Origin of the sequence: Microbispora siamensis, from assembly GCF_016863095.1 — a bacterium.
Taxonomy (GTDB): domain Bacteria; phylum Actinomycetota; class Actinomycetes; order Streptosporangiales; family Streptosporangiaceae; genus Microbispora; species Microbispora siamensis.
Genome location: NZ_BOOF01000012.1, coordinates 91,241 through 115,822 on the forward strand (window position 1 = coordinate 91,241; position 24,582 = coordinate 115,822).

Sequence of the window (24,582 nt, forward strand, 5' to 3'; positions counted from 1 at the left end):
AACACGATGTCGGAGTAGGAGGCGGTGTCGGTCACCACGGCCTCGGGGCGCGGGCCGCCGTCGCTGCCTCTCAACGGCTCAGCGCGGTCTCCCGTTCCACCCGCGACAGCTTGCCCGGATTGCGGACGAAGTAGATCCCGGCGACGAGGCCGTTCTCGATCCGCATCGTCACGACGCCGTCGATCTCCCCGTTGATCCTCATGATGAGCCCCGGGTAACCGTTGACCTGCACCGGCTCGACCGACACCTCGGCGCCGAACCTGCTCAGGCCCGCGGTAAGCAGGCGGGCCACCTTGCCGGCCCCCACGACCGGCCGCGCCACGGCCCTCTTGATTCCGCCGCCGTCGCTCAGGACGACGACGTCGGGGGCGAGGATGTCGAGCAGGCGTTGCAGGTCGCCGGTCTCGACCGCCTGCTGGAAGGCCTGAAGGGCGTCGCGGGTTTCGCTCGGGGAGACGACGTCGCGCGGGCGCCGGGCGGCGACGTGTGAGCGGGCGCGGTGGGCGATCTGGCGTACGGCGGCCTGGCTCTTGCCGACGGCTTCGGCGATCTCGTCGTAGTCCAGGTCGAACACCTCGCGCAGGACGAACACCGCCCGCTCGGTGGGCGTGAGTGTCTCCAGCACCAGCAGCATCGCCGTCGAGACGCTGTCGGCCAGCTCGACGTCCTCGGCCACGTCCGGCGCGGTCAGCAACGGCTCGGGCAGCCACGGCCCGACGTACGACTCCCTGCGCCGACCGAGCGTACGCAGCCTGCTCAACGCCTGGCGGGTGACGATCCGCACCAGGTACGCACGCCGATCCTGCACGGTGCCGAGATCGACGGCCGCCCACCGCAGCCAGGTCTCCTGGAGGACGTCCTCGGCGTCGGCGGCCGAGCCGAGCATCTCGTAGGCGACGGTGAACAGCAGGTTGCGGTGGGCGACGAACGCCTCCGTGGCCGGATCCGTGACGGAATCCATCCGGCCGCCGCCGGCGAGCGGCTCGGCCGCGTCCATTCGTCCCTCGCTCATCAACGACTCCTGCCTCATCGCTCCCGACTGTGCCACACGCACGAGACGCCGGTTCCCGCAGGTCTGTGACACCCGCGGCCGGTGGCGTACGTCACACAGCCGCGCTGTCACAGGGGGCGGGTCGCCGGCGTCTCGTGTTCGCCAGGACGCCGCGCGGACGATCCGCGCGGCACGCGACTCAACGGAGTGAGGACGAATGACGAACTCGGAGCGGACCTCGGTGCTGATCACCGGCGGCAACAAGGGACTCGGTTTCGAGGCGGCCCGGCGGCTGGGGGAGGAAGGCTGGACGGTCTTTCTCGGCTCGCGCGACGAGGGCCGAGGCCGGGCGGCCGCCGACAAGCTGACCGCCGGCGGCGTCGACGTGATCATGGTCCCGCTCGACGTGACCTCGGACGAGTCGGTGGCCGGTGCCGTACGGCTCGTCCGCGAGCACACCGACCGCCTGGACGTACTGATCAACAACGCCGGCGCGCCGGGAAGGGTCGTCGCGCCCGCGGAGACGACGGTGGAGGAGATCCATTCCGTCTACGACACCAACGTCTACGGGCCGATCAGGGTCACGAACGCGTTCCTTCCCCTGCTGCAGGCGGCGGACCATCCGCGGGTGGTGATGGTCTCCAGCGGCGGCGGCTCCTTCGCGGTCGTGACCGATCCGGATCAGCCCGTCTCGAAAATGCACGAGCTCGCCTACAGCTCGTCGAAGGCGGCGCTGAACATGATCACCGTCCGGTACGCCCAGGCGCTCCCGAAGATCAAGTTCAACGTCGCCACTCCCGGAGAAGTCGCGAACCGCAAGTTCGCCGCCACCGACATGAACAACCACACCGGTCAGCTGACGGTCACCGAGGGCACCGATTCGATCGTCAGACTCGCGATGATCGACGCCGACGGGCCGACGGGGATCTTCATCGACCGCCTTGGCCCGATCGGGTGGTGACCGCCGCCTCCGGCGGGGGGCGGACGGCCGGCGTCAGGAGCCGGTGAGGATGACGAGTCGCTGGGTCGCCCGGGTCATGGCGACATAGCGGTCGACCGCTCCCTCGATGCCCTCGCCGAACTTCTCCGGGTCGATGAGGACGACCAGGTCGAACTCGAGCCCCTTCGACAGCTCGGGAGTCAGCGACCGGACGCGGGAGGTCTCCTCGAACGAGGAGTCGCCGATGACGCAGGCGGTCCCTTCGGCATGCTCGGCGAGCCAGGCGCCGAGAATCGCGCCGAGATCCGAGACGGATCCGTGGACGACGGGGACGCCACTGCTGCGGATGGAGGTCGGCACGTTGGCGTCCGGGAGAACTGCCCGGATGACCGGCTCGGCCTCCGCCATGACCTCTGCCGGCGTCCGGTAGTTGATGCTCAGGGAGGCCAGGGTGATCCGGTCGAGCCCGATCCGCTTCAGCCGTTCGTGCCACGACTCGGTGAACCCGTGCCTGGCCTGGGCGCGGTCCCCGACGATGGTGAAGCTCCGGGACGGGCAGCGCAGCAGCAGCATCTGCCACTCCGCGTCGGTGAGCTCCTGAGCCTCGTCCACGACGATGTGCGCGAACGGCCCGGCGAGCCGGTCCGGGTCTGCGGTGGGCAGCGCGGACTCGTCGACCAGGGCTTCCTGCAGGTCCTGTCCGCGCAGCATCGACATCACGAGCATCTCGGAGTCGTCGGCCTCGATCAGGTCGTCGACGACCCGCGCCATGCCCTCGCGCTGGGCCGCGACAGCGGCGTCCTGGCGGCGCCTGCGCCGTGAGGCCTCCGGGTCGCCGAGCCGCTGCCGCGCCGCGTCCAGGAGCGGCAGGTCGGACACCGTCCACGCCTGGGCGTCCGCGCGCTGCAGCTTCCGTACGTCGTCCACGCTGAGCCAGGGAGCACACATCCGCAGGTACGCGGGCACCGACCACAGGTCGCCGACGAGGTCGGTCGCTTCGATGAGCGGCCACGCGCGGTTGAAGGTCGTGAGCAGCTCCCTGTCGCGCAGCAGCGACCTGCGGACCAGCTCGGCCGGGGCGTCGCCGTCGTGCTTGTCCACCAGGATCGTGAGCAGCTCCTCCCAGATCTGGTCGCGCGCCTCGTTGTGCGGTGTGCCGGGTTCCGGTGCTTCGAACGCCTCGGCCCAATCGTCGGCGCTCAGCAGGATGTCGGACCAGGGGGTCGTGACCGTCATCTCCTTGGTGGGCGGGTTCTCGTAGAACCTGACGGCCGGCTCGATGGCCTTCACCAGATCCGCGGACGACTTCAGGCGGGCCACGTCCGGGTCGGTCTCGACTGCCGCCGCGGCCCCCTCGGGGACGAGGTCCCGCAGGGTGCAGGTCTGGACGCCCTCCTCTCCGAGGCTGGGCAGCACGTCGGCGACGTAGGCCAGGTAGGGCTGGTGCGGGCCGACGAACAGCACGCCGCCCCGGCGCTGACCGAGGCGAGGGTCGGAGTAGAGGAGGTAGGCGGATCGGTGCAGGGCGACGACGGTCTTCCCCGTGCCGGGACCACCGTCGACGACGAGAGCGCCCTCGGACCCCGCTCGGATGATGGCGTCCTGGTCTGCCTGGATGGTGCCGAGCACGTCGCGCATCCGCGGCGACCGGCTGCTGCCCAGGCTGGCGATGAAGGCGGACTGGTCGTCGAGCGCGGCGTGCCCTTCGAACCCGTCCGGGGTGAACACCTCGTCCCAGTAGTCGCTGATCCGGCCGCGGGTCCAGCGATACCTGCGGCGGCTGGTCAGCCCCATCGGGTTGGCGTGGGTGGCTCCGAAGAACGGCTCGGCCGCGGGGGAGCGCCAGTCGAGCAGCAGCCGGCGGCCCGCGCTGTCGGTGAGGCCGAGCCGTCCGATGTACACGGGTTCGGAGTCGTCCTCGCCGACCATGTGTCCGAGGCACAGGTCCAGGCCGAAGCGGCGCAGCACGCGCAGGCGAGCGGTCAGCCGGTGGACCTCCAGGTCCCGGTCCAGCGCCTGCCGGCCTGTGCCGCCGGGTGCCCTGAGTTCGGCGTCGAGGCGGCCGGACAGCTCGGCGATCGACTGTTCGAGGCTTTCGGCGATGGCCGCGAAGTACCGCTCATCGGCGGCGATCAGCTTCGGATCGGCCTTGTGGGCGAGGTGGTCGGGAAGGTCGAACGCGCTGGTGGGCAGCGGGTTCACGTCATCAGCTCCGATCTGGGTCGCTTGCGACCATTACGCGCACCAAGGCGCCCGAACCAGCGCGACGAACCCGGTGACCATGACGAGCAGGCGTGGACACCTATGGCTGTTGCCGGTTCGGGTCGCCAGGCTGCGCAGGTTCTCGTGTTCGTGGGTTCTGGCGCGACGATCCCGCGTGGTTCAGGCGAGCACCGGCGGCCTTTCCCGGCCGGCCGCGTCGAGCCCCGTCACGGGCTCGACGCCCCCGCGGGACCCGTACGTCGACAACGACACACGCACGTCGCCTCCCCCGTTTTCCGCAGGCGCTGCTTCCGGGCGACGATTTTGCGGCACGACCGGGGTCTTGCCGCAAGCCCCCCTGTCCGCTATACGTTGAAAATGGAAAGGAGCGGGAGTCCTCGCTCTCTCCATCGCCTGAGCGCGCGCCGGACCCGCGTGTCCGCTAGAGCCGAGCCGCTGCCTCCGTCACCACGAAGCCGGCCACAGTTCGAGCGACGCCTTCTTGACGGCCCCAACTCCTACAGCGAACATCGTGTTCATCTGCTCTGGCGTCGAGAATCCGGAGCGGAAGCCCGCGGTCGTCGCCGGCTTCCGCGGCGGGCGCTACATCTCGGCTGAAGCCGGCTTGCGCGGCGAATGGCGGCCCGGCGGCTCGTCCAAAGCCGGCTTCGACGCCTACGCCACCTCGAAGCAGTGCAACCTCGCCACCGTGCTCGCGTTCGCGCGTGAGACTCCGCGGCTGCGCTTCAACGCGGTCGAACCGGGCTTCAATCCGGGCACCGGCCTCGGGCCGCGACGCGAACGCCGCCGCCCGGTTTCTGGCGAAGTACGTCGCCGGGCCGCTCGCGCCCCTCATCAAGTACTGGAGCACCCCGAAACGTGCCGCCCGGATGATCACGGGGTACTGACCCGTACGTCCAAACCTGCGGACGTGGGCTCTCTGCGCAGACGGATGGCCGACATGACCAGTGGCGAGCATGGACCGACCCTGGCCCAGCCGGCAACCAGACCACGGCAACCGAGCGGTGACCGAGTCCGGGTGACACCCCGACGCTGCCCGGCAGAATCGACCGGAAAATTATCGACCGGAGTTGTCGTATCTGGGCCGCGTCGTTCGTAGCCAGGGTGAACGGTCGCCCACGAGGGTGCTGTCACGACCAGCCGTCACGACCAAGGGAGATGCCGACCGATGGAGCAGCACTCACAGGCCAAGATCCACCGCATGTTCGAGCTCGTCGAGCCGATCGCCACCGTCACCTTCTCCGAGGTGGCGAATGAGGCGTTCCTGGCCGTCGGCATGCGCAATTACTGGGACGGATACTTCGCGGGCCGGGCCGCACCGCTGGGGCTGGCACCGGCCGAGGTGGTACACGCGGTCTTCTACAACTTCGCCGACGGCGAGGTAGCACGCCACATCCCCTGGGTGTGGGGAAAGATCACCCCGCAGGAGGCGATCGCCGTGCGCGAACGAGGCAGCACCGCCGCCCTGCGGCAAATGATCGGAGAGCTTGCCGACTCGCCCGGTCTGGTGCGGGCCGCCGACCTCGCCACCCGAGCAGCGGTCAGCGCGCCGACCGAGGGCCGACCACTGTACGCCGGGCTGCGGGCGCTCGACGTGCCCGAGGAGCCGGTGGCCAGGCTCTGGCACGCGGCGACGCTGCTGCGGGAGCACCGCGGGGACGGCCACAACGCCGCCCTTCTCGCTCACGGCATCGGCGGCACCGAGGCCCACGTCCTCATGGCTGTTTCCCTCGGAATGAGGGCGGAGGAGTTCGGCCGGATCCACCACCTGCCCAAGGCACGGCTCGCCGCCGTGGTCGACGGGCTGCGCGGCCGCGGCCTCGTGGACGCCGCCGGCGGGTTCACCGACGCCGGCCGGGAGACCAGGCAGCGGATCGAGGCGCTCACCGACGAGCTGGCCGCGCCGGCGTACGACGTGCTCAGTGCGGACGAGCTCGACGAACTGGCCGCAGGGCTCGAGCCGATCGCCGCCGCCGTATGGGCCTTCGACAACTGAGCAGGCGCATCACGCTGCTGGGACGGCCACGACCCCAGCCCGGCCACCGAGGTGAGCAGGTCGTTGCGCGGGATCACCCGGCTGGCGTAATCGAAGGCGCCGCCGCAAAGCGGCTCGCGAGGAGACCGGTTGCCGGATCTGCCCGAATGCTCCCGCCAGCGCGGCTCCGGCCCCGGCCACCCGAACCGCAGCACCTGCCTTCGGGTGAAATCAGACAATTCAGTTCTCCAGGTCCACGGCGGGTACAGACACTCGGAATCGTTTCGACCGGGAGCTCCGCTCCGGCGAGACGAGCGGGTGTCCGGGGGATGACCTGCGACCCGAAGGCCCTGAGCGAGGTGGCGGTAAGGGCAGGTGTTTCCCGGCAGGGTCTCCCACCGCCACAAAAAGGCCCTGCCGGAGCCCGGAGAGGGTCGTGTGGGCGGCCCTCTCCGGTGTCAACGGGACATCGTTCGGCACAACGTGCCGCGATCGGTCACGGGCTGGTGCAGGTGAACGAGGGGGTCGACGGCGTGCCGGTAGCGAGGAACCCGAAGGTGGCCGAGCCGCCCGCCGGGAGTGAGCCGTTGAAGGAGGCGTTCTTCACCGTCACCGCGGAACCGCTCGTGCTCAGCGTGCCGTTCCACAGCTGGGTGATCGTCTGGCCGCTGCCGAGCGTCCAGCTGACGGTCCAGCCGTTGACCGCCGAGCCGCCCGTCGTCACCGTGACCTCTCCCTGGTAGCCGCCGGGCCACGAGTTCACCGTGTGGTACGCGGCCACGCAGGCGCCCGGCGGCGGGGGCGACGGACTGGTGGACGGCGACTGCGACGGCGAGGGCGAGGGCGACGGAGAGCGCGACGGGCTGGACGAGGGGGAGGCGCTCGGCGACGGCGACGACCCGCCCGGCGGCACGTACGGGCATTTGTTGCGGTACATCGAGATGTTGCTGGAGTCCGCCAGCGGGCACAGGAACTGGGTGTATCGGGTGTCGTTGTCCACCCAGATCTTCAGCCACGGGATCAGCACCCGCATCTCGGTCGTGTTGGCCCGCGTCGCGAACAGGTGGTCCACCCCGGTGATCTCCACCCACGCGCTCGGCGTCGTGGCCGGCAGCGTGCTGTACAGCCCGTTGAGATACGACTGCGTGACCGTCGTGTCCCGCTGCCCCGAGATGAACATCGTCGGCACCCGGTCGTTGTACAGGTCGTAGTTGCCCACCGGAGAGCCGGGCGCCAGCCCGACCCCGGCCTTGAGGGAGGGTCGCCGGAGCAGCGCGCTGAGGACTCCCGCGCCGCCCGCGGAGTGGCCGACGACCGACAACCGGTTCGGGTCGACCCGGTCGCGTACCGAACTGCGCTGGGTGAGGTAGTCCAGCGCGGCGAGCAGCTGGGTCCCTCGAGCGTCCGCGCTGTCGGTGCGGCTGTTGGTCTCGATGCCGATCACCACGAAGCCGAACGAGGCGAGCCAGGGACCCATCCAGGCCTCTTCGTTGGCGAACAGGGCGGAGTAGCCCGGCACGATCGCGACCCCGCCGAACGTCCCCTGGCTGGTGTCGGTCGGGTAGTAGATGACTCCGCCGCCGAAGCCGTTGCCGGCCGGCACGCTGGTCTGGGCGGTCGCGAAGGTCCCCCTGGTGGCCGCGACGCTCGCCACGGTCGGGTTCGGCCCGCGCTGGAAGGGGTTGTCCGCGGCCGACGCCGGCCGGGCCGCGATGGCCGCCGAGAACAGCCCGAGGACGGCCACCGCCGCCGCCATCAACCGGCCCATCGCACGCCGGAGCGACCGGCTCCGCGAGCCGGGCCCGGACGCGGACGAATCCGTGGGGGGTCGCCGGGTTCCCGGCGGCGGAACGGCGTGTGCGCGCATGCCTGAGCCTCCATGACTGCAACCAGGAAAAGGAGAAACGCGGGGCATTCAGCGCTGGACGCCGTGCTCCGTGCAAGGGAGCGCACTCCACTAGGGCGTCGCGAACGGTGGACCTCCGCCCCGCGCACCACCACCGGACAGCGGGAGACCACCTCGGGGCTCAGTGTGGAAACCTCACCGAAGTGTGTCAAGAGTGGGGTATCGCTGCGAAAGTTTCGTGCCGCGTAAATCACCTCGTGATCCCGGAACCGCCGCGGTCGGTGCGCGATCCGGGAGCGCATACGCCCGGATGAATGTTTCATCCGTCGTCGCCGCCGGTGACCCCGGAGAGTCCCTCAATAGGGCAGTTGAGCCATGTTCGCCCTCTCCCGCGTTCGCGTCCGGACGTACCGCGTCACTTGACACCGTGCCCCCGCCGGGGCTTTGCTCCGCTCTACCACCACCGGTTGATCTCTCGAAGTGGAGGAGGACGAAGACGGGTCGAATTGTTAGCGTTAACATCAATTCGAGGGTATGCCTGCGGCCAACGTGTATCCTGCAGGCCCAATGTGGATATGGGATCCCATGGGTCCCTACCTGCGACCAGATCGACTCGGTCCAGAAGAGGGGATCAGAGTAGATCGTTCTGTGTTGACGCCGCAAAACATGACCCTTGCCGAATGGCTGACCGAATGCTTGAGAGGATCCTTCGCAGAAGACTTCAGGCCTTCGAATCTTCGTGCTCTGGCGAAGAGACGAACGGGCAGGGCGACTTCAATGCGAGCTACGTGATGTAGTGATGGCTGGCACGCCGAAAGTGCAGCCGTCGGAAATCACACCCCGAGCCCGCGCATGGGGTTGTCGCGCCACATGTCGGCTGCCCGGACGTACCCGTGGACGAGGGGTGAGGTCTCGACCCAGCGGCCATGCCGGGCGATGGCCAGCATGGAACGGCCGGCGGCGGCTGCGGCCGACGTGCCGCCGGCGCGGAGTGAGTGGGCGGAGTAGCTGCCTGGGTTGTCCAGGTCTGCGGCCTCGGCGGCCGCCTTGACGCGCAGAACAGGCCCGGGGCACGGATGCGGCGAATCGGTTTCTCGCCCGCTAGGCCTTATCGGTGCTGAAGTGGCTTCCCTCTGTGGGTCTTCCTGGCCACGCTCCTTAAGCGGAGCGCCGCCTTCGCGCGGTAGTTGGACGCTGAGCTGGCCAGCACCGCGCTGCTTGCGGTGACCGAGGACCATCCGAGGCACTACCGCCACGACAGGGCGATGCGCAGGTCGACCTGGGTCACCTCGCGCGCGTCGGGTTGGTGGCGAGTGGAGATCACCCGGAAGAAGGGCGAGCGATGGATCAGCGTGCCGTCGCTGGACAAGCAGGAGGAGCCGGCCGGGCTGAAGGCGCTGAAGGCGGAGATCTCCCGCCGGTGGGCGTGATCGACCTTTTGGACGTGCTCTAGGACGTCGCCCACGTCACCGGCTACCGCCGCGTTAACCTCGGTGGCCTCGCGCACCGTAATCGAGGAGGCGGTGCTGCAGCGGCGGTTGCTGCTCTGCCTGTACGGGCTGGGCACGAACGTCGGGATCAGATGGCGTTGCGCGATCCTGCTTGGGAGAAGCAGCTGAGCGCGGCTGACCGCCCTGTTCTGGTCGCATCTGAACCTGTACGGCCGCTTCGAGCTCGACATGAACCGCCATCTGGAGTTGGACACCGCGGTCGCCGGTCCATCCCAGTGACCAGCGTGACGGGCGTACGCCACCGGCCGACCCTGCCCGCACACCGGCCGCGCCCGCCTCGGCTACGACCGTGCCCGCGTCCTCCTGGACACCTACGCCGGCCTCGACTTGCACCAGCTGCGCCACAGCGCCGTCACCCACCTCGGCGACGCCGAAATCCCCTACAGCTCATCAGGGGCGAAACCCAGCACAAGAACCCCCCGCACCGCTGTGCGCTACGTCAAGCCCGGTGCCGAAGCCATCGCCAAGGTCGCCGAGGTCCTCGCGCCCACGGAGAGGCCGGACATCAGTGTGGGAGGTATCCCGATTTGATTGTTAACTATGCAACAGTTATCGTGTTAACTATGACGGAGAGCACGTTGGAGCTGATGCGGTGGGTTGTGTGGGGGCAGCGGCGCATCGCCGATGACTGGATACGGGAACGCGGCCTCACCCACGAGCAGAGCGCCGTGTTGGCGTACCTGTCGAAGAACCCGGATGCCATCCAGCGTGACGTCGCCCGGGCCACGCGTACCAGTGCGCCGGGCGTCTCGCGGCTCCTGGCTGGGCTGGAGCGGCGCGGACTCGTGGAACGCCGGACGCAGGAGGGTGACACGCGCAGCCGCCGGGTGCATGTCACCCCAGCGGGCTCCGAGCTGATCCAGGGTTTTGAAGAGGCCATGGACCGCGTCGAGGAGTCGATCCTCGCGCCGCTGGGCGCCGAAGGGCGGGCGCTGCTCCACGACCTCTTGGAGCAGCTCGCATCCCGGATCGAGCCGCCCAGCTTCCCCTGACCCGGCCCCTGTTACTCCGCTTGTTCCGCGCGGTGGCCGGGAGCCCTTGCAGGCAGGACCGCCGGTTCATCCAAGAGCAGTAAGGAACGCATGCATGACTCAGATCACGATCATCGGCGCCGGTCTTGCGGGACTGACGCTGGCCCGAACCCTGGCGGTTCACGGAATCCCGTCCACGGTGTACGAGGCGGAGGCGTCTGCGCAGGCTCGCGGCCAAGGCGGCATGCTCGACATCCACGACTACAACGGACAGCACGGAATCCGTGCCGCCGGCCTGATGGACGGCTTCCGATCCCTCATCCTCGAAGGTCGCCAGGCATCCCGCGACGTGGCACCTGACGGCACTATCCTGGCGGACCAGCCCGACGACCCCGCCGCAGGCCGCCCCGAGGTGCAGCGTGGCGAGCTCCGACAGTTGCTGCTGGAATCCCTCCCTGCGGATGCGGTCGTCTGGGGCCACAAGACTCAGAATGTCCGGACCCTCCAGGACGGTCGTCACGAAGTGACCTTCGCCAACGGATCGACGATTGTCACCGACATCCTCGTCGGTGCCGACGGTGCCTGGTCGAAGGTCCGGCCGCTGCTGTCTGATGCCACGCCCGCCTACGCCGGACGCTCGATGGTCGAGACGTACCTGTATGAGAGCGACACCCGGCACCCTGCCACCCTGGCGCTGGTCGGCGGCGGGTCGATGACCGCCTACGACGAAATCACCCGCATCGGTCTCGGCGTGCAACGCGAGCGCGCGGACACCCTGCACTCCTACGCCATGTTCGACCAGCCGCTCGACTGGTTCGATGGGATCGATTTCAACGACGGCCCTGCGGCCGCCCGTACGATCGCGGCGATGTTCGAGGGGTGGGCGCCGGAGCTCGTCGCGCTGGTCGCGGACAGCGATATCCCGCCGGTTTTCCGCCCCTTGTACGGGCTGCCGATCGGGCACCGCTGGGAGCATGTACCCGGGGTCACGCTCATCGGAGACGCCGCCCACCTGGCACCGCCGGACGGCGAAGGAGCGAACTGGGCGCTGTTCGACGCCGGCCAGCTCGGCAACGCCATCGCCGAACAGCCCGAGGACATCGACGCGGCCATCCGCGCCTACGAAGCCGCGCTGTTCCCGAGGAACATCGACACCGCCACCGCAGCCGCGGCTTACTACCCCGACTTCAAACCGTACTGACACAGCTACCCCAGGCAAGCGGCGTCGCCGCGGAGTGCTGGCCGGGCCTGGCCGTAGGAGAGGCAGGCCAGGCCGGTGTCGGGGCTTGAGCAGCAAGCGAACGACCAGTGGCGGTAGTGAGCCGAAGCTGACGAAGTTGCCGCCGTTCAGCGGTGCGATGCGGGCGGAGCCGCTGCCCAGTAGGCGCCGAGCTGAACCGCGATGCCCATTCACGCCTACCTGGCCGAGCTCGCCGACCTGTCGCCGGCCAGCCGCAAGCGCGCCGCCGTCGCCTCCTTCACCAAGTGGGGGTGAGGCTGCTCGCCGGCTGGTCCGCCCCGACCCGGCAGGAGCAGGACTTCGCATCCACGGGCCAACGGCCGGCCCGGCAGCCCTGACGGCGGCACCGCCCGGTCGCCTGCGGAGCGGGGCGGGAATTGCATTGCGGCGCTCGGGCACCGGCCGGGACGATGAGCGCGTGATCTGGCTTGCTTTTCTCGGTTCCTGTCTCTTGCTCGCGATGATCCCGGGTGTCAGCACCGCGGTGATCCTGCGGCAGACGCTCAGAGCTGGGCGTTCGTCCGGAGTGGCCGCTCTGCTCGGCAACGAAACCGGCATCTTCCTGTGGGCGATGGCCGCCGTGTTCGGTCTGTCCGCGCTGGTCCTGGCCTCGGAGGTCGCGTACGGCGCGATGAAGGCGGTGGGCGCGGCGCTCTTGATCGTGATAGGCGTCCAGTCGCTGTGGAAGGCCAGGCGCGCCCCGGCGGCCCTCGACGCGTCCGCTCCGTACGACGGGGGCGAGGCGCGGAGTGCGGGCGGCTGGCGCCGCTCGTACGGCCTGGGGCTCGCGACGTGCGGCGCCAACCCCAAGGCCGCCGTGTTCGCGATGTCGTTCCTGCCGCAGTTCGTGCCGCAGGGCGCGCACGTGCCGCTGACGCTGACCCTGCTCGCGGTGACCTGGGTGGTCGTGGACGTGATCTGGTACGTCGGGGTGATCTGGCTGGTCGGCCGGGCCGGTGCCGTGCTCGGCAGGCCCGCGGTCCGCCGCCGTCTGGAACAGGTGTCGGGGACGGTCCTGGTCGCCCTCGGCGTCCGCGTCGCATTGGAGGCCCGATGACGGTCTGGTACGAGGAACGGGGCTCCGGTGAGCCCGTCGTCCTGCTGCACTCCAGCGTCGCCGACTCGGGCATGTGGGATCCCCAGTGGGAGCCGCTGGGGGAGCGGTTCCGCGTCATCCGGCTCGACTTCCGGGGGCACGGGCGCACGCCGTGCGTCGCGGACGGGCCGTACTCGGACGCCGGCGACGTCGCGGACCTGCTCGCGGCGCTCGGGCTGCGCCGGGTCGGGCTCGTCGGATCGTCGTACGGCGGGCGGGTCGCGCTGGAGCTCGCGACCGGGCATCCCGATCTCGTCTCTCGGCTCGTGCTGCTGAACGCGGGCTGCGGCCTGCCGCCGACTCCCGATCTTGAGGCTTTCGGGGCGGAGGAGGACCGGCTGATCGAGGCGGGCGACGTCGGGGGAGCGGTGGACCTCAACGTCCGCACGTGGCTGGGGCCCGAGGCGGACGAGCCGGTCAGGGCGCGGCTGGCGGCGATGCAGCGGCACGCGTTCGAGGTGCAACTGGCCGCCGACCCCGAGCCTGAGAGGCGCAGGGAACCGATCGACCTGACGGTGGTCACCGCGCCCACGCTGGTGGTCACCGGCGGCCACGACCTGCCGTACTTCCGGGAGAGCGGACGGCACATGGCGGAGGCGCTGCCGGACGCGACGCTGCTCGAACTCGACTGGGCGGGTCACCTGCCGAGCATGGAGCGCCCCGCCGAGATCACCCGCCTACTGACCGGGTTCCTTTCCTGATCTACTTTGTAAAGGCGCCCAGTTGGTGTAAAAACCAAGATCAACTTCAAAAACCACTCCGCGAACAGGAAAGCCCGGCACGACGTTCGTGCCGGGCTTGCTGATCTCGTCAGTGGTTGACGGTGCTCATTCCGGCCGGGTTGTACCGGTCGCCGGCGACCTGACCGGCGAGGGAGTCGAGCGCGTCGAGGTGGTCCGCCTCGAACTTGATCTCCAGAGCCGCGACGTTCTCCTCCAGCCGGGTGACCCGCTTGGTGCCGGGGATCGGCACGACGTCGTCCCCGCCCCTGGTCAGCACCCAGGCGAGGGCCACCTGGGCCGGGGTCGCGCCGAGCGTGGCGGCGATCTCGCCGACCTTGGCCACCAGGGCCTGGTTGGCGGCGAAGTTGTCGCCCTGCCAGCGGGGGTTGTGGTGGCGGAAGTCGTCGTCGGACAGTTCCCCGGTGTTCGTGATCGCGCCGGTGAGGAGGCCGCGTCCGAGGGGGCTGTAGGCGACCAGGCCGATGCCGAGTTCGCGGAGCGTGGGCAGCAGTTCGTTCTCGATGTCCCGGGTGAACAGGGAGTACTCGTACTGCCCGGCGGTGACGGGGTGGACGGCGTGGGCGCGGCGGACGGTGGCGGGGGCGGCCTCGGAGATGCCGAGGTGGCGGACCTTGCCGGCCTCGACCAGTTCCTTCATGGCGCCCCAGGTCTCCTCGACGGGGACGGCGGGGTCGATGCGGTGCTGGTAGTACAGGTCGATGTGGTCGACCCCGAGCCGTTCGAGCGAGGCGTCGCAGCAGCGGCGTACGTAGTCGGGGCGGCCGTTGACGCCCACGCGGGTGCCGTCGGGCAGGCGCTCGATGCCGAACTTGGTCGCCAGCACCACCTGGTCGCGCCGGTCGGCGACGGCCTTGCCGACGAGCCTCTCGTTGGTGAACGGCCCGTACGCGTCGGAGGTGTCGAGGAGGGTGATGCCCAGGTCGAGCGCGCGGTGCAGTGTCCTGATCGATTCGGCCTCGTCGCCCGGACCGTAGAAGTCGCTCATTCCCATGCAGCCCAGGCCGAGCGCCGAGGTGCGGAGGCCCTGGCCGAGCGTGTGCTGCTTCATTCTTCTCCCATGATTCTGCGGCTGTAGAGATCGATCTTGTAGTCGACGATCTCGAGATCGCTTCGGAGCTGCTCGATTTTGGCGATCATGTCGGCCCTGTGGGCCTCGAGCAGCTCCTTGCGGGCCACGTAGGTGTTCTGGCCCCTGCGGACGAGTTCGGCGTACCTGCGCATCGCGGCGATGGGCATGCCGCTCGCCCGCAGACGGGTGAGCAGCGCGATCCAGTCGGCGTCCCGCTCGGTGTAGCGCCGGTGGCCGTTGTCGCCGCGGGGCGGCGGCTCCAGCATGAGGCCGGCGCGTTCGTAGTAGCGCAGCGTGTGGGCGGAGAGGCCGGTACGCTGCGCTACCTGCGCGATGGTCATCCCCTCGTCCATGGGGACCAGTCTGGGAGTTAGAGCGCGCTCTAAGTCAAGCCCATGATCGCTGGAGGCGGATCATTGGGCCGTGCAGAGGGCGCCGTTCAGGGTGAAGGCGGTCGGCAGCACGTTGGGACCGCTGTAGGCGCCGACGAAGCCGATCGAGGTGCTCGCGCCGGGGGCGAGCTTACCGTTGTCCGGGGTGCTGGTGACGGTCACCGAGGTCCCGTTCTGCGTCCAGTTGGCGCTCCATCCGCTGCTGACGGTCTGCCACCCGGTGGGCCAGGTGTAGTGGAGGGTCCAGCCGTCGACGGCGGCCGTGCCGGTGTTGGTGATGTCCACCGTGGCGACGAACCCGTTGCCCCAGTCGTTGGTGTCCCTCAGGCGGACCGAGCAGGAGCTCTTGTCGGGGGTGCCGGTGGTGAAGGTGAGCGGCGCGGAGGCCCAGGAGACGCGGCCGGCGGTGTCACGGGCGAGGACGTTGACGGTGTAACGGGTGCCGGGGACGAGGTTGCGGACCGTGAAGGAGGTGCCGGAGGTCTCGCCGAGCTGTTCGGTGATCGCGCCGTTCTGGCGGTGGATCTCGTACTTGGCGACGGGGCTCGCGCCGGGCGCGGCGGCGGGCCAGGAGATGGTGGCGGTCTTGTCGGTGACGCCGCTCGCGGTGGGCTGCCCGGGGGCCGCGGGGGCACCCGTGGTGGCGGTTGCCGGGTGCAGCACCAGCGTGGTCAGCGAGTACGGCGGGAGGGTCTGGGTGGTGGCGGTCCCGCTGTGGCCGGTGCTGACCGAGGTGGCGCCGTTGGTGAGGGTCTGCACCGTGGGCGCTTCGCCGGCGGGGGAGAACCCCTCGTAGTCGATCTTCACCTGGTGTTCGCCGTCCGGGTCGCGGTTGATCAGCAGGACGGCGAGATCGCCGTTGGGGCGCCGTGCGGCGTGCGCGGCGACCAGCGGCTCGTCGGTCGCCGCGCGGACGAACCGGTCGCCGGGGCGGGCGAACGAGCTGATCATGGAGAGCGCGTGGTACGGAGCGAAGGGCGTGTTCAGCGGGGGTTCGCAGGTGTCGCCGGAGCAAGCGCCGCTGGACAGCATGCCGAAGTCGCCGTAGTCGGTCTGGCCGGCGACGGTGCTGACGGTGCCGATGCCGTTGTGGACGTTCCACCAGTCGACGGTGAAGACGCCCTGTTCCATGAGGCCGGCGTAGGCGTCGGCGGCGAACAGCGCGCCGGGCTGGGTGTTCGGCGCGATCCCGCTGTTGATCTCGGTCACCGCGATGCCGATGTCGCCGGCGCGGGCGCCCGCGTGCTTGGCGATCTGCTTGCGGACGAGGTAGATCATGTCGGGGATGTGGGCGGTCTTGGTGAGGACGTCGGCCGCGTTGTTGTACGGCGGGTACCAGTGCAGGATGACGAAGTCGATCTTCGAGGCGGCGATCGACAGGACGGTGTCGTTCCAGGTGGCCTGGTCGCCGCTGGCGACGATGCCGTCGGGCCAGTTGGCGGGGGTGGTCAGCACCGCGCCGATCTTGATGGTCGGGTCGACGGCCTTCATCGCGTCCGCGTACTGCACGAGGTTCCTGGCGTACTCGGCCGGGCTCTTGTCGGCGTGGTCGTCGGCTTCCCAGTCGGCGCCGTAGTGGCCGTTGCCGTAGTTCTCGTTGCCGATCTCCCAGTACTTCACGCCGTACTTCTTGGTGACGTTGGCGTACTCGACCCAGTCGGCGGCTTCCTGGGCGGTGCCGGTGCCGTAGTTGGCGATGATGATCGGTTGGGCGCCGGTGCGCTTGGCCCCGCTGATGAAGGTGTCGAAGTCGGTGCCGGGGGCGACGTAGCCGCCCGGCGCTGTGTGGGTCTTCCAGTGGTAGATGTCGCCGTACGACCCGCCGGGGTAGCGCAGCATCTTCACGCCGGCGGCCTTGAGGAGGTCGGCGGTCTCGTTCGTGCCGAGATTGCTGTCCCAGATCGCATGGTTGGTGCCGACGGCGGTGTCGGACGCGACGGCCAGGCCCGCGCGGGTGTTGACGGTGACGTTGACGGGCGCGGTGTCGGCGGTCGCGGCCGGTACGCCGGTGAGGAATTGGGCGGCCACCGCTGCGCCCATGAGGAGTGCGATGGCCGGCCTGGCGATGCGCAGGGTGCTCATTACGTCCCTTTTCTGGAGGATCTTGCCGTGTGATCGTGATCAGGACGTGTGGAGCGGTCAAGCGGGCACCCTCGGGTGCGGCCGTGAGCTGCGGCAGAGTTAGGCGGGTCGTGCAACTTTCATGCGGAATGGCCTTCGAGAACGGCAACGCTCGGCCGCCTCGTGCGGCGGACACGACCCAGGCACTTGGCTGCCGGTTGGCAGAGCTCGTTTCTGCCGGCCATACGAGCTACATCCGGGTCCGCGCGTACGCCTGCAGCGCGTCGCGGACGAACGTCGCCCCTGCGGCGTCGTCGTACATGCCGGCGAAGCGGGGGTCGTCGACGTACATGTCCCCCAGGCATTTCACCATCTCGATCGAGCGTTCCCGGTCGCCCTCGGCCGTGGGGGTGCCCGGGATCTGGCTCAGCCACCGAACGTGCCGGGCAGCCAGTGACTGAGCGTGTTCCGATGTCGGGGAAACACCGGCCTTCACTGCGGCTACCCATGCGGCGACGAGGTCTTCGGCGGCCTGCTTCCAGGCCCGCTGCTGGTCAAGGGTCTTGCCGTGCCACCAGTCGTTGCTCGCCTGGAACGCGCGCTCGCCCCAGCGTGAGACCACCTCGTCCTTGTAGCGGTCGTTGAACCCCGCCAGCATGACGTCCATCCGCGGTTCCGCCCCCGCCTGCAGGGCCTCGATCGTGTGACGCACGGACCGGATCTGCCGTTCGATGCGGTCCCGTTCCTCTTCCAGTTCGGCGATGTGGGCGCGGAGCCCGTCGTACGTGTCCACCTCGTCGGCCAGGACCTCGGCGATGGCCGGCAATCCCATGCCGAGCCGGCGCATGAGCAGGATCCGCTGTAGCCGGGCGACCGCGGTGAGGTTGTAGTAGCGGTATCCGTTCGCGCCGACCCGGGACGGGGTCAAGAGCCCGATGTGGTCGTAGTGACGCAGGGTGCGACTGGTGATGCCGGCCCTCGTCGCGAGTTCCTGGATCGTCCACTCCATCGTTCCAGTGTTACCCGCGGCGGAGCGTGGCGGCGATGATCTCCGAGCTGTCGGCGTGCAGGGCCTGCGCCGCAGTCTGCCCGGTCGCCGCCAGGTAGGTGTCGACCAGCCGGTTGCCCGCGGCGTACCCGGCGCCCATCGGCAGTCCGACCGGGGTGAGGCCGAAGCGCTCGGCGCTGGGGTCGCCGTGCACCCAGGCAGTGAAGTTCTGCATGCCTGTCACGTCGAGTCCGGTGAGCACCTTGCCGAAGATCTCGTCGTCGTGCAGGTGCGGCACGCCGATGCGGGTGGGGCCGAGCTCGTCGCCGTAGAGCTGGCGGGCGAAGGCGTCGGCCAGTCCCTCGGAGACGATGTGATCGCCGACCGTGACGGTCATCGGGTCCCACACAACCCCGCCCGGGCCGAACCGCAGGTTGTGGTGGAGTTCGTGCACGGCGGTGGCCTCCAGCCGCTCCACGTTCTCCGGGAAGGGCCAGAGCGTGATCACGATGTGGCCCGAGATGCCGCCGAACCCGGTCACTCCTTGGCAGGGACCCATGAAGTGCTCGTCACCCGGATCGCCGAGCACGAACAGCACGGTGATGTCCGGGGCCCCCAGCCCCGGCGTCGCCTCGAGCAGTACGGTGAGAGCCTCGTCGAGGGCGCGTTGCATCCGCTCCCAGGCTCCGGCCGCCGCCAGGGTTTCGAGCGCGTCGAGGCAACGCTCCTCGTCGCGGTCGATGGGGAACCCGGACGCAGCGAGGTGCATGGCCACCAGGTCGACCTCGCCGGGGTGGTAGCGGTACATGCCCCTGCTGGGCTCCAGCATCGAACGCAGCAGGTCGACGCGGTCCGCGACCGGGGCCAGCAGGATCCGCTTCATGGCGGAGTGGGTGTCAAGAACAGTGATCGACATGGCCGCGATGCTAGAAGTTGACGCAGCGTCAAGGTCAAGCCGACAGCACCGCGACCGCGGTGACCGGCGATCGCCATATGCCTTCATCCCGGCCGACGTCGCGTGGGGGGCAGCGCCCGCCATGCCGGCTTCCGAGACCGCTCACCGCACGGCTACCCGAGGGACGGCCGGACGGCGGACAGCGGGGGCGTCAGGATCCGTGACCGTGACGGACCGGCATGTTCTGCCCGAGCAGGCAGATGTCCGGCTGGGATCCGCAGAAGGCGGACTGCACCTCGAAACCGCCTTGGTCGGTGATGGCCTGCTGCGCCTGTCCCTTCACGAAGGTGGGGGCGATGACGCCGGTCAGGTTCTGGTTGAACCGGCCCGCACCGGACCGCCCCTGGCCACCGGCCGCGCGCCCTCCTTTGATCACCTGGCCGCCGCCACCGCCCGGGCCGGGGTCGCGGAGCGCCGCGTGCCCCGCACGCGCGTGATGCGGGGCGACGCGGGCGATCGCGGGCTGCGCGGCCGCGATCCCCACCGCCGTGATCATGAGCGCGGCCATGGCCAGCCGCCGGGGCGCGAGGACCATCGCGAGGACCTTGGTGTCGCGCGGGTCGTGCGCGCGGGAGCGGGACATCTCGGTACGTGCCTTCCTGTTCCTGACCCGGCGTTCGCTGTCGCTCGTCCGGTTCCGCCGGGACGTGAGGCTCATACCCGGCCTGGAACTCCGTAGCTGCGGCAGGGGGCCAAGTGGCGATCAGCTGTCCTCCACGGCCCGGGAAACCCGCAGGTAGACCGAGGGGCAGCGCCTAGTGGACGCTGAAGCCGCCGTCGACGCAGATGGCCTGGCCGGTGACGTACGACGAGGCGTCGGAGGCGAGGAAGACGGCCACGCCGCGGAAGTCGTCGGGGACGCCGTTGCGCCCGGACATGGACCGGGCGGCCAGTTGCTCCACCCGCCCGGGGACGGCCTGGGCGGGCGCGGTCAGCGGGGTCAGGACGAAACCGGGGATGATCGTGTTGCTGGTGACCCCGTGCGCCGACCATGCCTCGGCCTGGGAGCGGGTCAGCCCGCAGACGGCGGCCTTGGCCGCGCCGTAGACGCCGCTGTCGCCGAAGGCGCTGATCGACTGCTGGGAGCCGATGTTGATGATGCGTCCCCGCCCCCGGGCCGCCATGCGAGGGCCGAAGTGCTGCCCGAGCAGGAACGGCGCGGTGAGGTTGACGGCGATGGTCTGGTCGTAGTCGCCGACGGTCAGTTCGGCCATGGGCCTGCGGATGTTGTTGGCGGCGTCGTTGACGAGGATGTCGATCTCGCCGAAGAACCCGTCCGCCTCCTCGCACACGCGGGCGACGTCGGCGCGGTCCCCGAGGTCAGCGCTGATCGCGGCCGCGCGCACGCCGTGGCCTTCGAGTTCGCCGACGGCCTCGGCGAGTTCCTTGCGCCGCCGGGCGACCAGGACCACGGCCGCCCCGGCGCGTCCGAGCGCCTCCGCCATGGCGTATCCGATGCCGGAACTGCCTCCGGTGACGAGGGCGACCCGGCCGGTGAGTGAGAAGAGTTCCTCGATGTAGGTCGGCATATCGCCGGAAGGTAGCAGCAGGCCGGGGCGGGCCCGGCGGACGGGTCAGGCGGGGTCGGCGTCTTCGGCGTCTTCGGCGTGCATCTCGCGCATCGCGTCCTCGATTTTGCGCATCACCGTCTCCATGGTGCGCAGGGTCTCGGTGTCGAGGCGCCGCAGGAGGCGGATGTAGCCGCCGGTCCCGGCTTCGATGATCTCGCTGGTGAGCCGCCGCCCGGCCTCGGTGAGCTCGACGCGGCGTACGCGGCGGTCGTGGGGGTCCTCGTGACGGCCGGCCAGGCCCTGGGCGACCACGCGGTCGACGATGCCGGTGACGGTGGCCAGGCCGACGCCGAGGTGGCGGGCGAGTTCCTGCCCGGAGGCGGACCCGGCGAACGACAGGAACATGACGACCTTGAGCTGCTGCATCGTGAGGGTGGAGGCCAGCAGCGGCATCGAGCGGTCGCGGGCGAAGAACCGGCCCATGCTGCGCTGCAGCTCCGCGAGGCGGGCGATGATGCACCCGCGCTCGGTGTCCTCCCCGAGGGTGGCGGGGTCGTCCTGGGGGTGGGGGGCGGCCGCCGCGCCGGTTCCGGTGCGGCGCTCGGCTGGGCTGTCGTTCACTGTCACCTCTCGGGTCAAGAGGTTACCAGCCGTTAATACGAGAGCTGAATGTTCGGATGATGCGAAGTGTTAGGCTGGGGCGAACACTTCCCCCGATGTCAGGAGCTCGGATGACCTCCTTGGCCAGGCTGAGCCTTGCCAACCGCACTCTCGTGATCATGATCACGCTGGTGCTCGCGGGTTTCGGCTTGTTCGCGATTCCCTCGCTGAAGCAACAGCTTTTCCCGTCGCTGGAGTTCCCGGCGGCGTTCACGGTTGCGAGTTATCCGGGTGCCGCTCCCGAGATCGTGGAGGAGCAGGTCACCAAGCCGATCGAGAGCGCGTTCCAGGGTATCGCCGGTGTCACCGACATCACCTCCACCTCCCGGGAGGGGATGTCCCAGGTGCAGGTGGCCTATGAGTATGGCACCGACATCGACCAGATGATCGGGAAGATGCAGCAGGCCGTGAGCCGGATCAAGGCGCAGCTTCCGGCCGACGTCGATCCGCAGGTGGTCGCGGGCAGCACCGACGACATTCCGGTGATGGCGATCGCGGTGGGCGACGGCGGCGACCAGCACGCCATGGCCGACAAGATCGAAAAGATCATGGTGCCGGAGCTGCAGTCGATCGAGGGCGTCCGGGACGTCACCGTCAGCGGCGCCCGGGATCAGCAGGTCGTCATCACCCCCGATCAGGGCAGGCTCGCCCTGCTGGGGCTGTCGGCCGCGGCCATCCCCGACCTCCTGCGGGCCAACGGGGTGTCCATCCCGGCCGGCACGCTGACCGAGGACGGCAAGTCGCTGACCGTGCAGATCGGCGACCCGGTGCGTACGGTGAAGGACCTCGAGAACCTGTACCTGACCCCTGCCGCGCCTGCGGCGGGCCAGGGCGGCGGCGCCGGCGCGGGACAAGGTGCAGGACAGGGCGCGGCCGCCGGGCGGGGGGCGTCGCAGAGCGCGGCGACGGCGGCGGCCCAGGCACGCGCCGCCGCGGCCCGGCCGAAGCCGGTCAAGCTCGGCGACGTGGCCGACATCAAGGTCGAGAACGCGTCCGCGACCACGCTCACCCGCACCAACGGCACCCCGAGCCTCGGCGTGTCGATCACGATGGTGCCCGACGGCAACGCCGTGCAGATCTCCCACGACGTGAACGACGCCCTGCCGGACCTGACGCGCGCCCTCGGCGACAGCGCCGAGCTGACTGTGGTGTTCGACCAGGCGCCGTACGTCGAGCGGTCCATCGAGGACCTGACCACCGAGGGCCTGCTGGGCCTGGCGTTCGCCGTGGTCGTGATCCTGGTGTTCCTGCTGTCGGTCCGCTCGACCCTGGTCACGGCCGTGTCGATCCCGCTGTCGGTGGTGATCGCGCTGATCGCGCTGTGGATCGGCGACTACTCGCTGAACCTGCTGACGCTGGGGGCGCTGACGATCGCCGTGGGCCGGGTGGTCGACGACTCGATCGTGGTGCTGGAGAACATCAAGCGCCATCTCGCCTACGGCGAGGAGAAGCGGCGGGCGATCCTCGGCGCGGTGCGCGAGGTGTCCGGCGCGGTGACCGCCTCGACGCTCACGACGGTCGCGGTGTTCCTGCCGATCGCCTTCGTCGGCGGGATGGTGGGGCAGCTGTTCAGCCCGTTCGCGATCACGGTGACCGTGGCGCTGCTCGCGTCGCTGCTGGTCGCGCTGACCGTCATCCCGGTGCTGGCGTACTGGTTCCTCAAGGCGCCGGTGCTCACGCCGCAGGAGATGCAGGCCGTACGCGAGGACGCCGAGCGCAAGGAGCTGCGCAGCCCGCTGCAGCGGATCTACCTGCCGGTGCTGCGTTTCGCGACGCGGCGGCGCCTGATCACGGTGCTGATCGGGGTGGTGGTGTTCGTCGCCACGATGGCGCTGGCGCCCAACCTGAAGACGAACTTCCTCGACAACTCGGGCAACGACACCACGCAGATCAGCCAGCGGATGCCGGCCGGGACCGACCTGGCGACCACCGACGCGGCGGCCAAGAAGGTCGAGGCGGTGCTCGCGGCCGACGGGGGCGTGAAGTCCTACCAGGTGACGGTCGGCGGCGGGAACCGCTTCCTCGGCGGGCTGGGCGGCGGCTCCGACCGGGCGTCGTTCTCGGTGACCCTCAAGGAGGGCGTGGAGACGTCCGCCCTGGAGGACCGGCTCAGGGAGAGGCTGAAGGGCCTGACGGGGATCGGCGACATCACGGTCGGCGGCAGCGACGGCGGGTTCAACTCCGACCAGGTGCAGGTCATCGTGCAGGGCTCGGACCAGGCCGCGCTGAAGACGGCGGCCACCACGGTGCGCGACGCCATGGCCGGGGTCGACGGGCTGCGGGACGTCGCCTCCAACCTCGAAGACAGCGTCCCGCGGGTCGAGGTGCACGTGGACCGGGAGAAGGCCGCCGCCAGGGGCCTGACCGAGGCCGGGATCGGGCAGCTGGTCGCGCAGGCGTTCCGCGGCGCCCCGGTCGGCTCGATCGACGTCGACGGCCGCTCCAGCGACGTGATCCTGCGCGCCGGCGGTGACGCGCCCGACGACATCGCGGCGATCAGGAAGCTCGCGATCCCCACGGCGACGGGCATGGTGAAGCTCGGCGACGTCGCCGACGTGGTGAAGGCCGACGGGCCCACCCAGATCACCCGGCAGGACGGCGACCGCACCGCGACGGTGTCGGGCACCGCCGACGCGTCCGACCTCGGTGCGATCACCACGAAGGTCACCGACAAGCTGAAGACGCTGACGCTGCCGGCAGGGGTGACGTACAAGATCGGCGGTGCGAGCTCCGACCAGCAGGACGCGTTCGCCGACCTGGGGGTGGCCATGCTGCTCGCGGTGGCGATCGTCTTCATGATCATGGTGGCGACGTTCCGCAGCCTGGTGCAGCCGCTGATCCTGCTGGTGTCGATCCCGTTCGCGGCGACCGGCGCGATCGGGCTGCTGCTGGTCACCGACACGGCGCTCGGCGTGCCCGCGCTGATCGGCATGCTGATGCTGATCGGCATCGTCGTCACCAACGCGATCGTGCTGATCGACCTGATCAACCAGTACCGCGAGCAGGGGCTGGGCGTGGTGGAGGCCGTCATGGAGGGCGGCCGGCGGCGGCTTCGCCCGATCCTGATGACCGCGATCGCGACGATCTGCGCGCTTACCCCGATGGCGCTGGGCGTGACCGGTTCGGGTGGGTTCATCTCCCAGCCGCTGGCCATCGTCGTGATCGGCGGCCTGATCTCCTCGACGCTGCTGACGCTGGTGCTGGTGCCGACGCTGTACACGATGGTGGAGCGGCTGAAGGAGCGGATGCGCCGTACGCCGAAGCAGCCCGCCTCGGGCGACGGCGAGGGGGATCTGACCGTGTACGGCAAGGAGGCCCTCGAACCGGCCAAGTGAGCCCGGCCGCCACATGTAGCTAACCGCAAACAGTTCTTCGCGAAGGACTCTTCGCGAAGAACTGTTTGCGGTTTA

At 69.7% G+C, this 24,582-nt stretch carries 20 protein-coding genes; 9 read left to right on the plus strand and 11 right to left on the minus strand.

Features of this window, described 5'->3' with window-relative positions:
• Nucleotides 1-70: 70 nt before the first annotated feature.
• On the minus strand, nt 71-1,012 hold the full coding sequence (locus Msi02_RS12850) for an RNA polymerase sigma-70 factor (protein ID WP_373308266.1): 942 nt from the start codon (nt 1,010-1,012) through the stop codon (nt 71-73).
• A gap of 196 nt (nt 1,013-1,208) precedes the next feature.
• On the opposite strand from Msi02_RS12850, the gene Msi02_RS12855 reads away from it, so the two are divergent.
• Complete coding sequence (locus tag Msi02_RS12855; protein WP_239108366.1) at nt 1,209-1,952, plus strand: SDR family oxidoreductase; 744 nt, start codon at nt 1,209-1,211, stop codon at nt 1,950-1,952.
• 33 nt (nt 1,953-1,985) lie between these two features.
• Here Msi02_RS12855 and helR read toward each other — a convergent pair whose 3' ends face one another.
• Nucleotides 1,986-4,133 (minus strand): RNA polymerase recycling motor ATPase HelR, encoded by a 2,148-nt coding sequence (gene helR / locus Msi02_RS12860; RefSeq protein WP_204048557.1) that lies wholly within the window; start codon nt 4,131-4,133, stop codon nt 1,986-1,988.
• 532 nt (nt 4,134-4,665) lie between these two features.
• On the opposite strand from helR, the gene Msi02_RS12865 reads away from it, so the two are divergent.
• Both Msi02_RS12865 and Msi02_RS12870 read left to right on the plus strand, forming a co-directional pair.
• Nucleotides 4,666-5,253, plus strand: a complete 588-nt coding sequence (locus Msi02_RS12865) for a hypothetical protein (protein ID WP_204048558.1) — start codon at nt 4,666-4,668, stop codon at nt 5,251-5,253.
• Nucleotides 5,254-5,322: 69 nt separating this feature from the next.
• Entirely contained in the window at nt 5,323-6,150 is an 828-nt protein-coding gene (locus Msi02_RS12870) for a MarR family winged helix-turn-helix transcriptional regulator (RefSeq protein ID WP_204048559.1), read from the plus strand.
• Between the two features lie 475 nt (nt 6,151-6,625).
• Here the strand turns inward: Msi02_RS12870 and Msi02_RS43180 are convergent, their stop codons facing one another.
• Complete coding sequence (locus tag Msi02_RS43180) at nt 6,626-7,885, minus strand: poly(ethylene terephthalate) hydrolase family protein (protein ID WP_239108367.1); 1,260 nt, start codon at nt 7,883-7,885, stop codon at nt 6,626-6,628.
• A gap of 1,277 nt (nt 7,886-9,162) precedes the next feature.
• On the opposite strand from Msi02_RS43180, the gene Msi02_RS12880 reads away from it, so the two are divergent.
• The 5 genes from Msi02_RS12880 (at nt 9,163) to Msi02_RS12900 (ending at nt 13,494) form a co-directional block, all read left to right on the plus strand.
• The gene (locus Msi02_RS12880) at nt 9,163-9,405 is read left to right on the plus strand and encodes a hypothetical protein (protein WP_204048560.1); all 243 of its coding nucleotides are present in this window, start codon (nt 9,163-9,165) and stop codon (nt 9,403-9,405) included.
• Between the two features lie 644 nt (nt 9,406-10,049).
• On the plus strand, nt 10,050-10,478 hold the full coding sequence (locus Msi02_RS12885) for a MarR family winged helix-turn-helix transcriptional regulator (protein WP_204048561.1): 429 nt from the start codon (nt 10,050-10,052) through the stop codon (nt 10,476-10,478).
• Nucleotides 10,479-10,572: 94 nt separating this feature from the next.
• Nucleotides 10,573-11,658, plus strand: a complete 1,086-nt coding sequence (locus tag Msi02_RS12890) for an FAD-dependent oxidoreductase (protein ID WP_204048562.1) — start codon at nt 10,573-10,575, stop codon at nt 11,656-11,658.
• Between the two features lie 499 nt (nt 11,659-12,157).
• Complete coding sequence (locus tag Msi02_RS12895) at nt 12,158-12,754, plus strand: LysE family translocator (RefSeq protein ID WP_204048563.1); 597 nt, start codon at nt 12,158-12,160, stop codon at nt 12,752-12,754.
• Complete coding sequence (locus tag Msi02_RS12900; protein ID WP_204048564.1) at nt 12,751-13,494, plus strand: alpha/beta fold hydrolase; 744 nt, start codon at nt 12,751-12,753, stop codon at nt 13,492-13,494. Before Msi02_RS12895 ends, Msi02_RS12900 begins: the two co-directional genes overlap by 4 nt.
• A 109-nt stretch (nt 13,495-13,603) precedes the next feature.
• Here the strand turns inward: Msi02_RS12900 and Msi02_RS12905 are convergent, their stop codons facing one another.
• From Msi02_RS12905 to Msi02_RS12940, 8 genes are all read right to left on the minus strand, one after another.
• A complete protein-coding gene (locus Msi02_RS12905) occupies nt 13,604-14,584 on the minus strand; it encodes an aldo/keto reductase (RefSeq protein WP_204048565.1) in 981 nt (326 codons plus the stop codon).
• On the minus strand, nt 14,581-14,958 hold the full coding sequence (locus tag Msi02_RS12910) for a MerR family transcriptional regulator (protein ID WP_204048566.1): 378 nt from the start codon (nt 14,956-14,958) through the stop codon (nt 14,581-14,583). Before Msi02_RS12910 ends, Msi02_RS12905 begins: the two co-directional genes overlap by 4 nt.
• A gap of 60 nt (nt 14,959-15,018) precedes the next feature.
• A complete protein-coding gene (locus Msi02_RS43930) occupies nt 15,019-17,079 on the minus strand; it encodes a cellulose binding domain-containing protein (protein ID WP_275414125.1) in 2,061 nt (686 codons plus the stop codon).
• 229 nt (nt 17,080-17,308) lie between these two features.
• Nucleotides 17,309-18,067 (minus strand): MerR family transcriptional regulator, encoded by a 759-nt coding sequence (locus tag Msi02_RS12920; RefSeq protein ID WP_204048567.1) that lies wholly within the window; start codon nt 18,065-18,067, stop codon nt 17,309-17,311.
• A 10-nt stretch (nt 18,068-18,077) separates the two neighbouring features.
• The gene (locus tag Msi02_RS12925) at nt 18,078-18,962 is read right to left on the minus strand and encodes a DUF2268 domain-containing putative Zn-dependent protease (RefSeq protein ID WP_204048568.1); all 885 of its coding nucleotides are present in this window, start codon (nt 18,960-18,962) and stop codon (nt 18,078-18,080) included.
• 190 nt (nt 18,963-19,152) lie between these two features.
• A complete protein-coding gene (locus Msi02_RS12930; RefSeq protein ID WP_204048569.1) occupies nt 19,153-19,584 on the minus strand; it encodes a hypothetical protein in 432 nt (143 codons plus the stop codon).
• A gap of 172 nt (nt 19,585-19,756) precedes the next feature.
• The gene (locus Msi02_RS12935) at nt 19,757-20,530 is read right to left on the minus strand and encodes an SDR family NAD(P)-dependent oxidoreductase (protein ID WP_204048570.1); all 774 of its coding nucleotides are present in this window, start codon (nt 20,528-20,530) and stop codon (nt 19,757-19,759) included.
• 45 nt (nt 20,531-20,575) lie between these two features.
• Nucleotides 20,576-21,133: a MarR family winged helix-turn-helix transcriptional regulator gene (locus Msi02_RS12940; protein WP_239108368.1), complete on the minus strand. Its 558-nt coding sequence runs from the start codon at nt 21,131-21,133 to the stop codon at nt 20,576-20,578.
• A gap of 110 nt (nt 21,134-21,243) precedes the next feature.
• Between Msi02_RS12940 and Msi02_RS12945 the strand changes: the two genes are divergently transcribed.
• The gene (locus tag Msi02_RS12945; RefSeq protein ID WP_204048571.1) at nt 21,244-24,507 is read left to right on the plus strand and encodes an efflux RND transporter permease subunit; all 3,264 of its coding nucleotides are present in this window, start codon (nt 21,244-21,246) and stop codon (nt 24,505-24,507) included.
• The last annotated feature ends 75 nt before the right edge of the window (nt 24,508-24,582 follow it).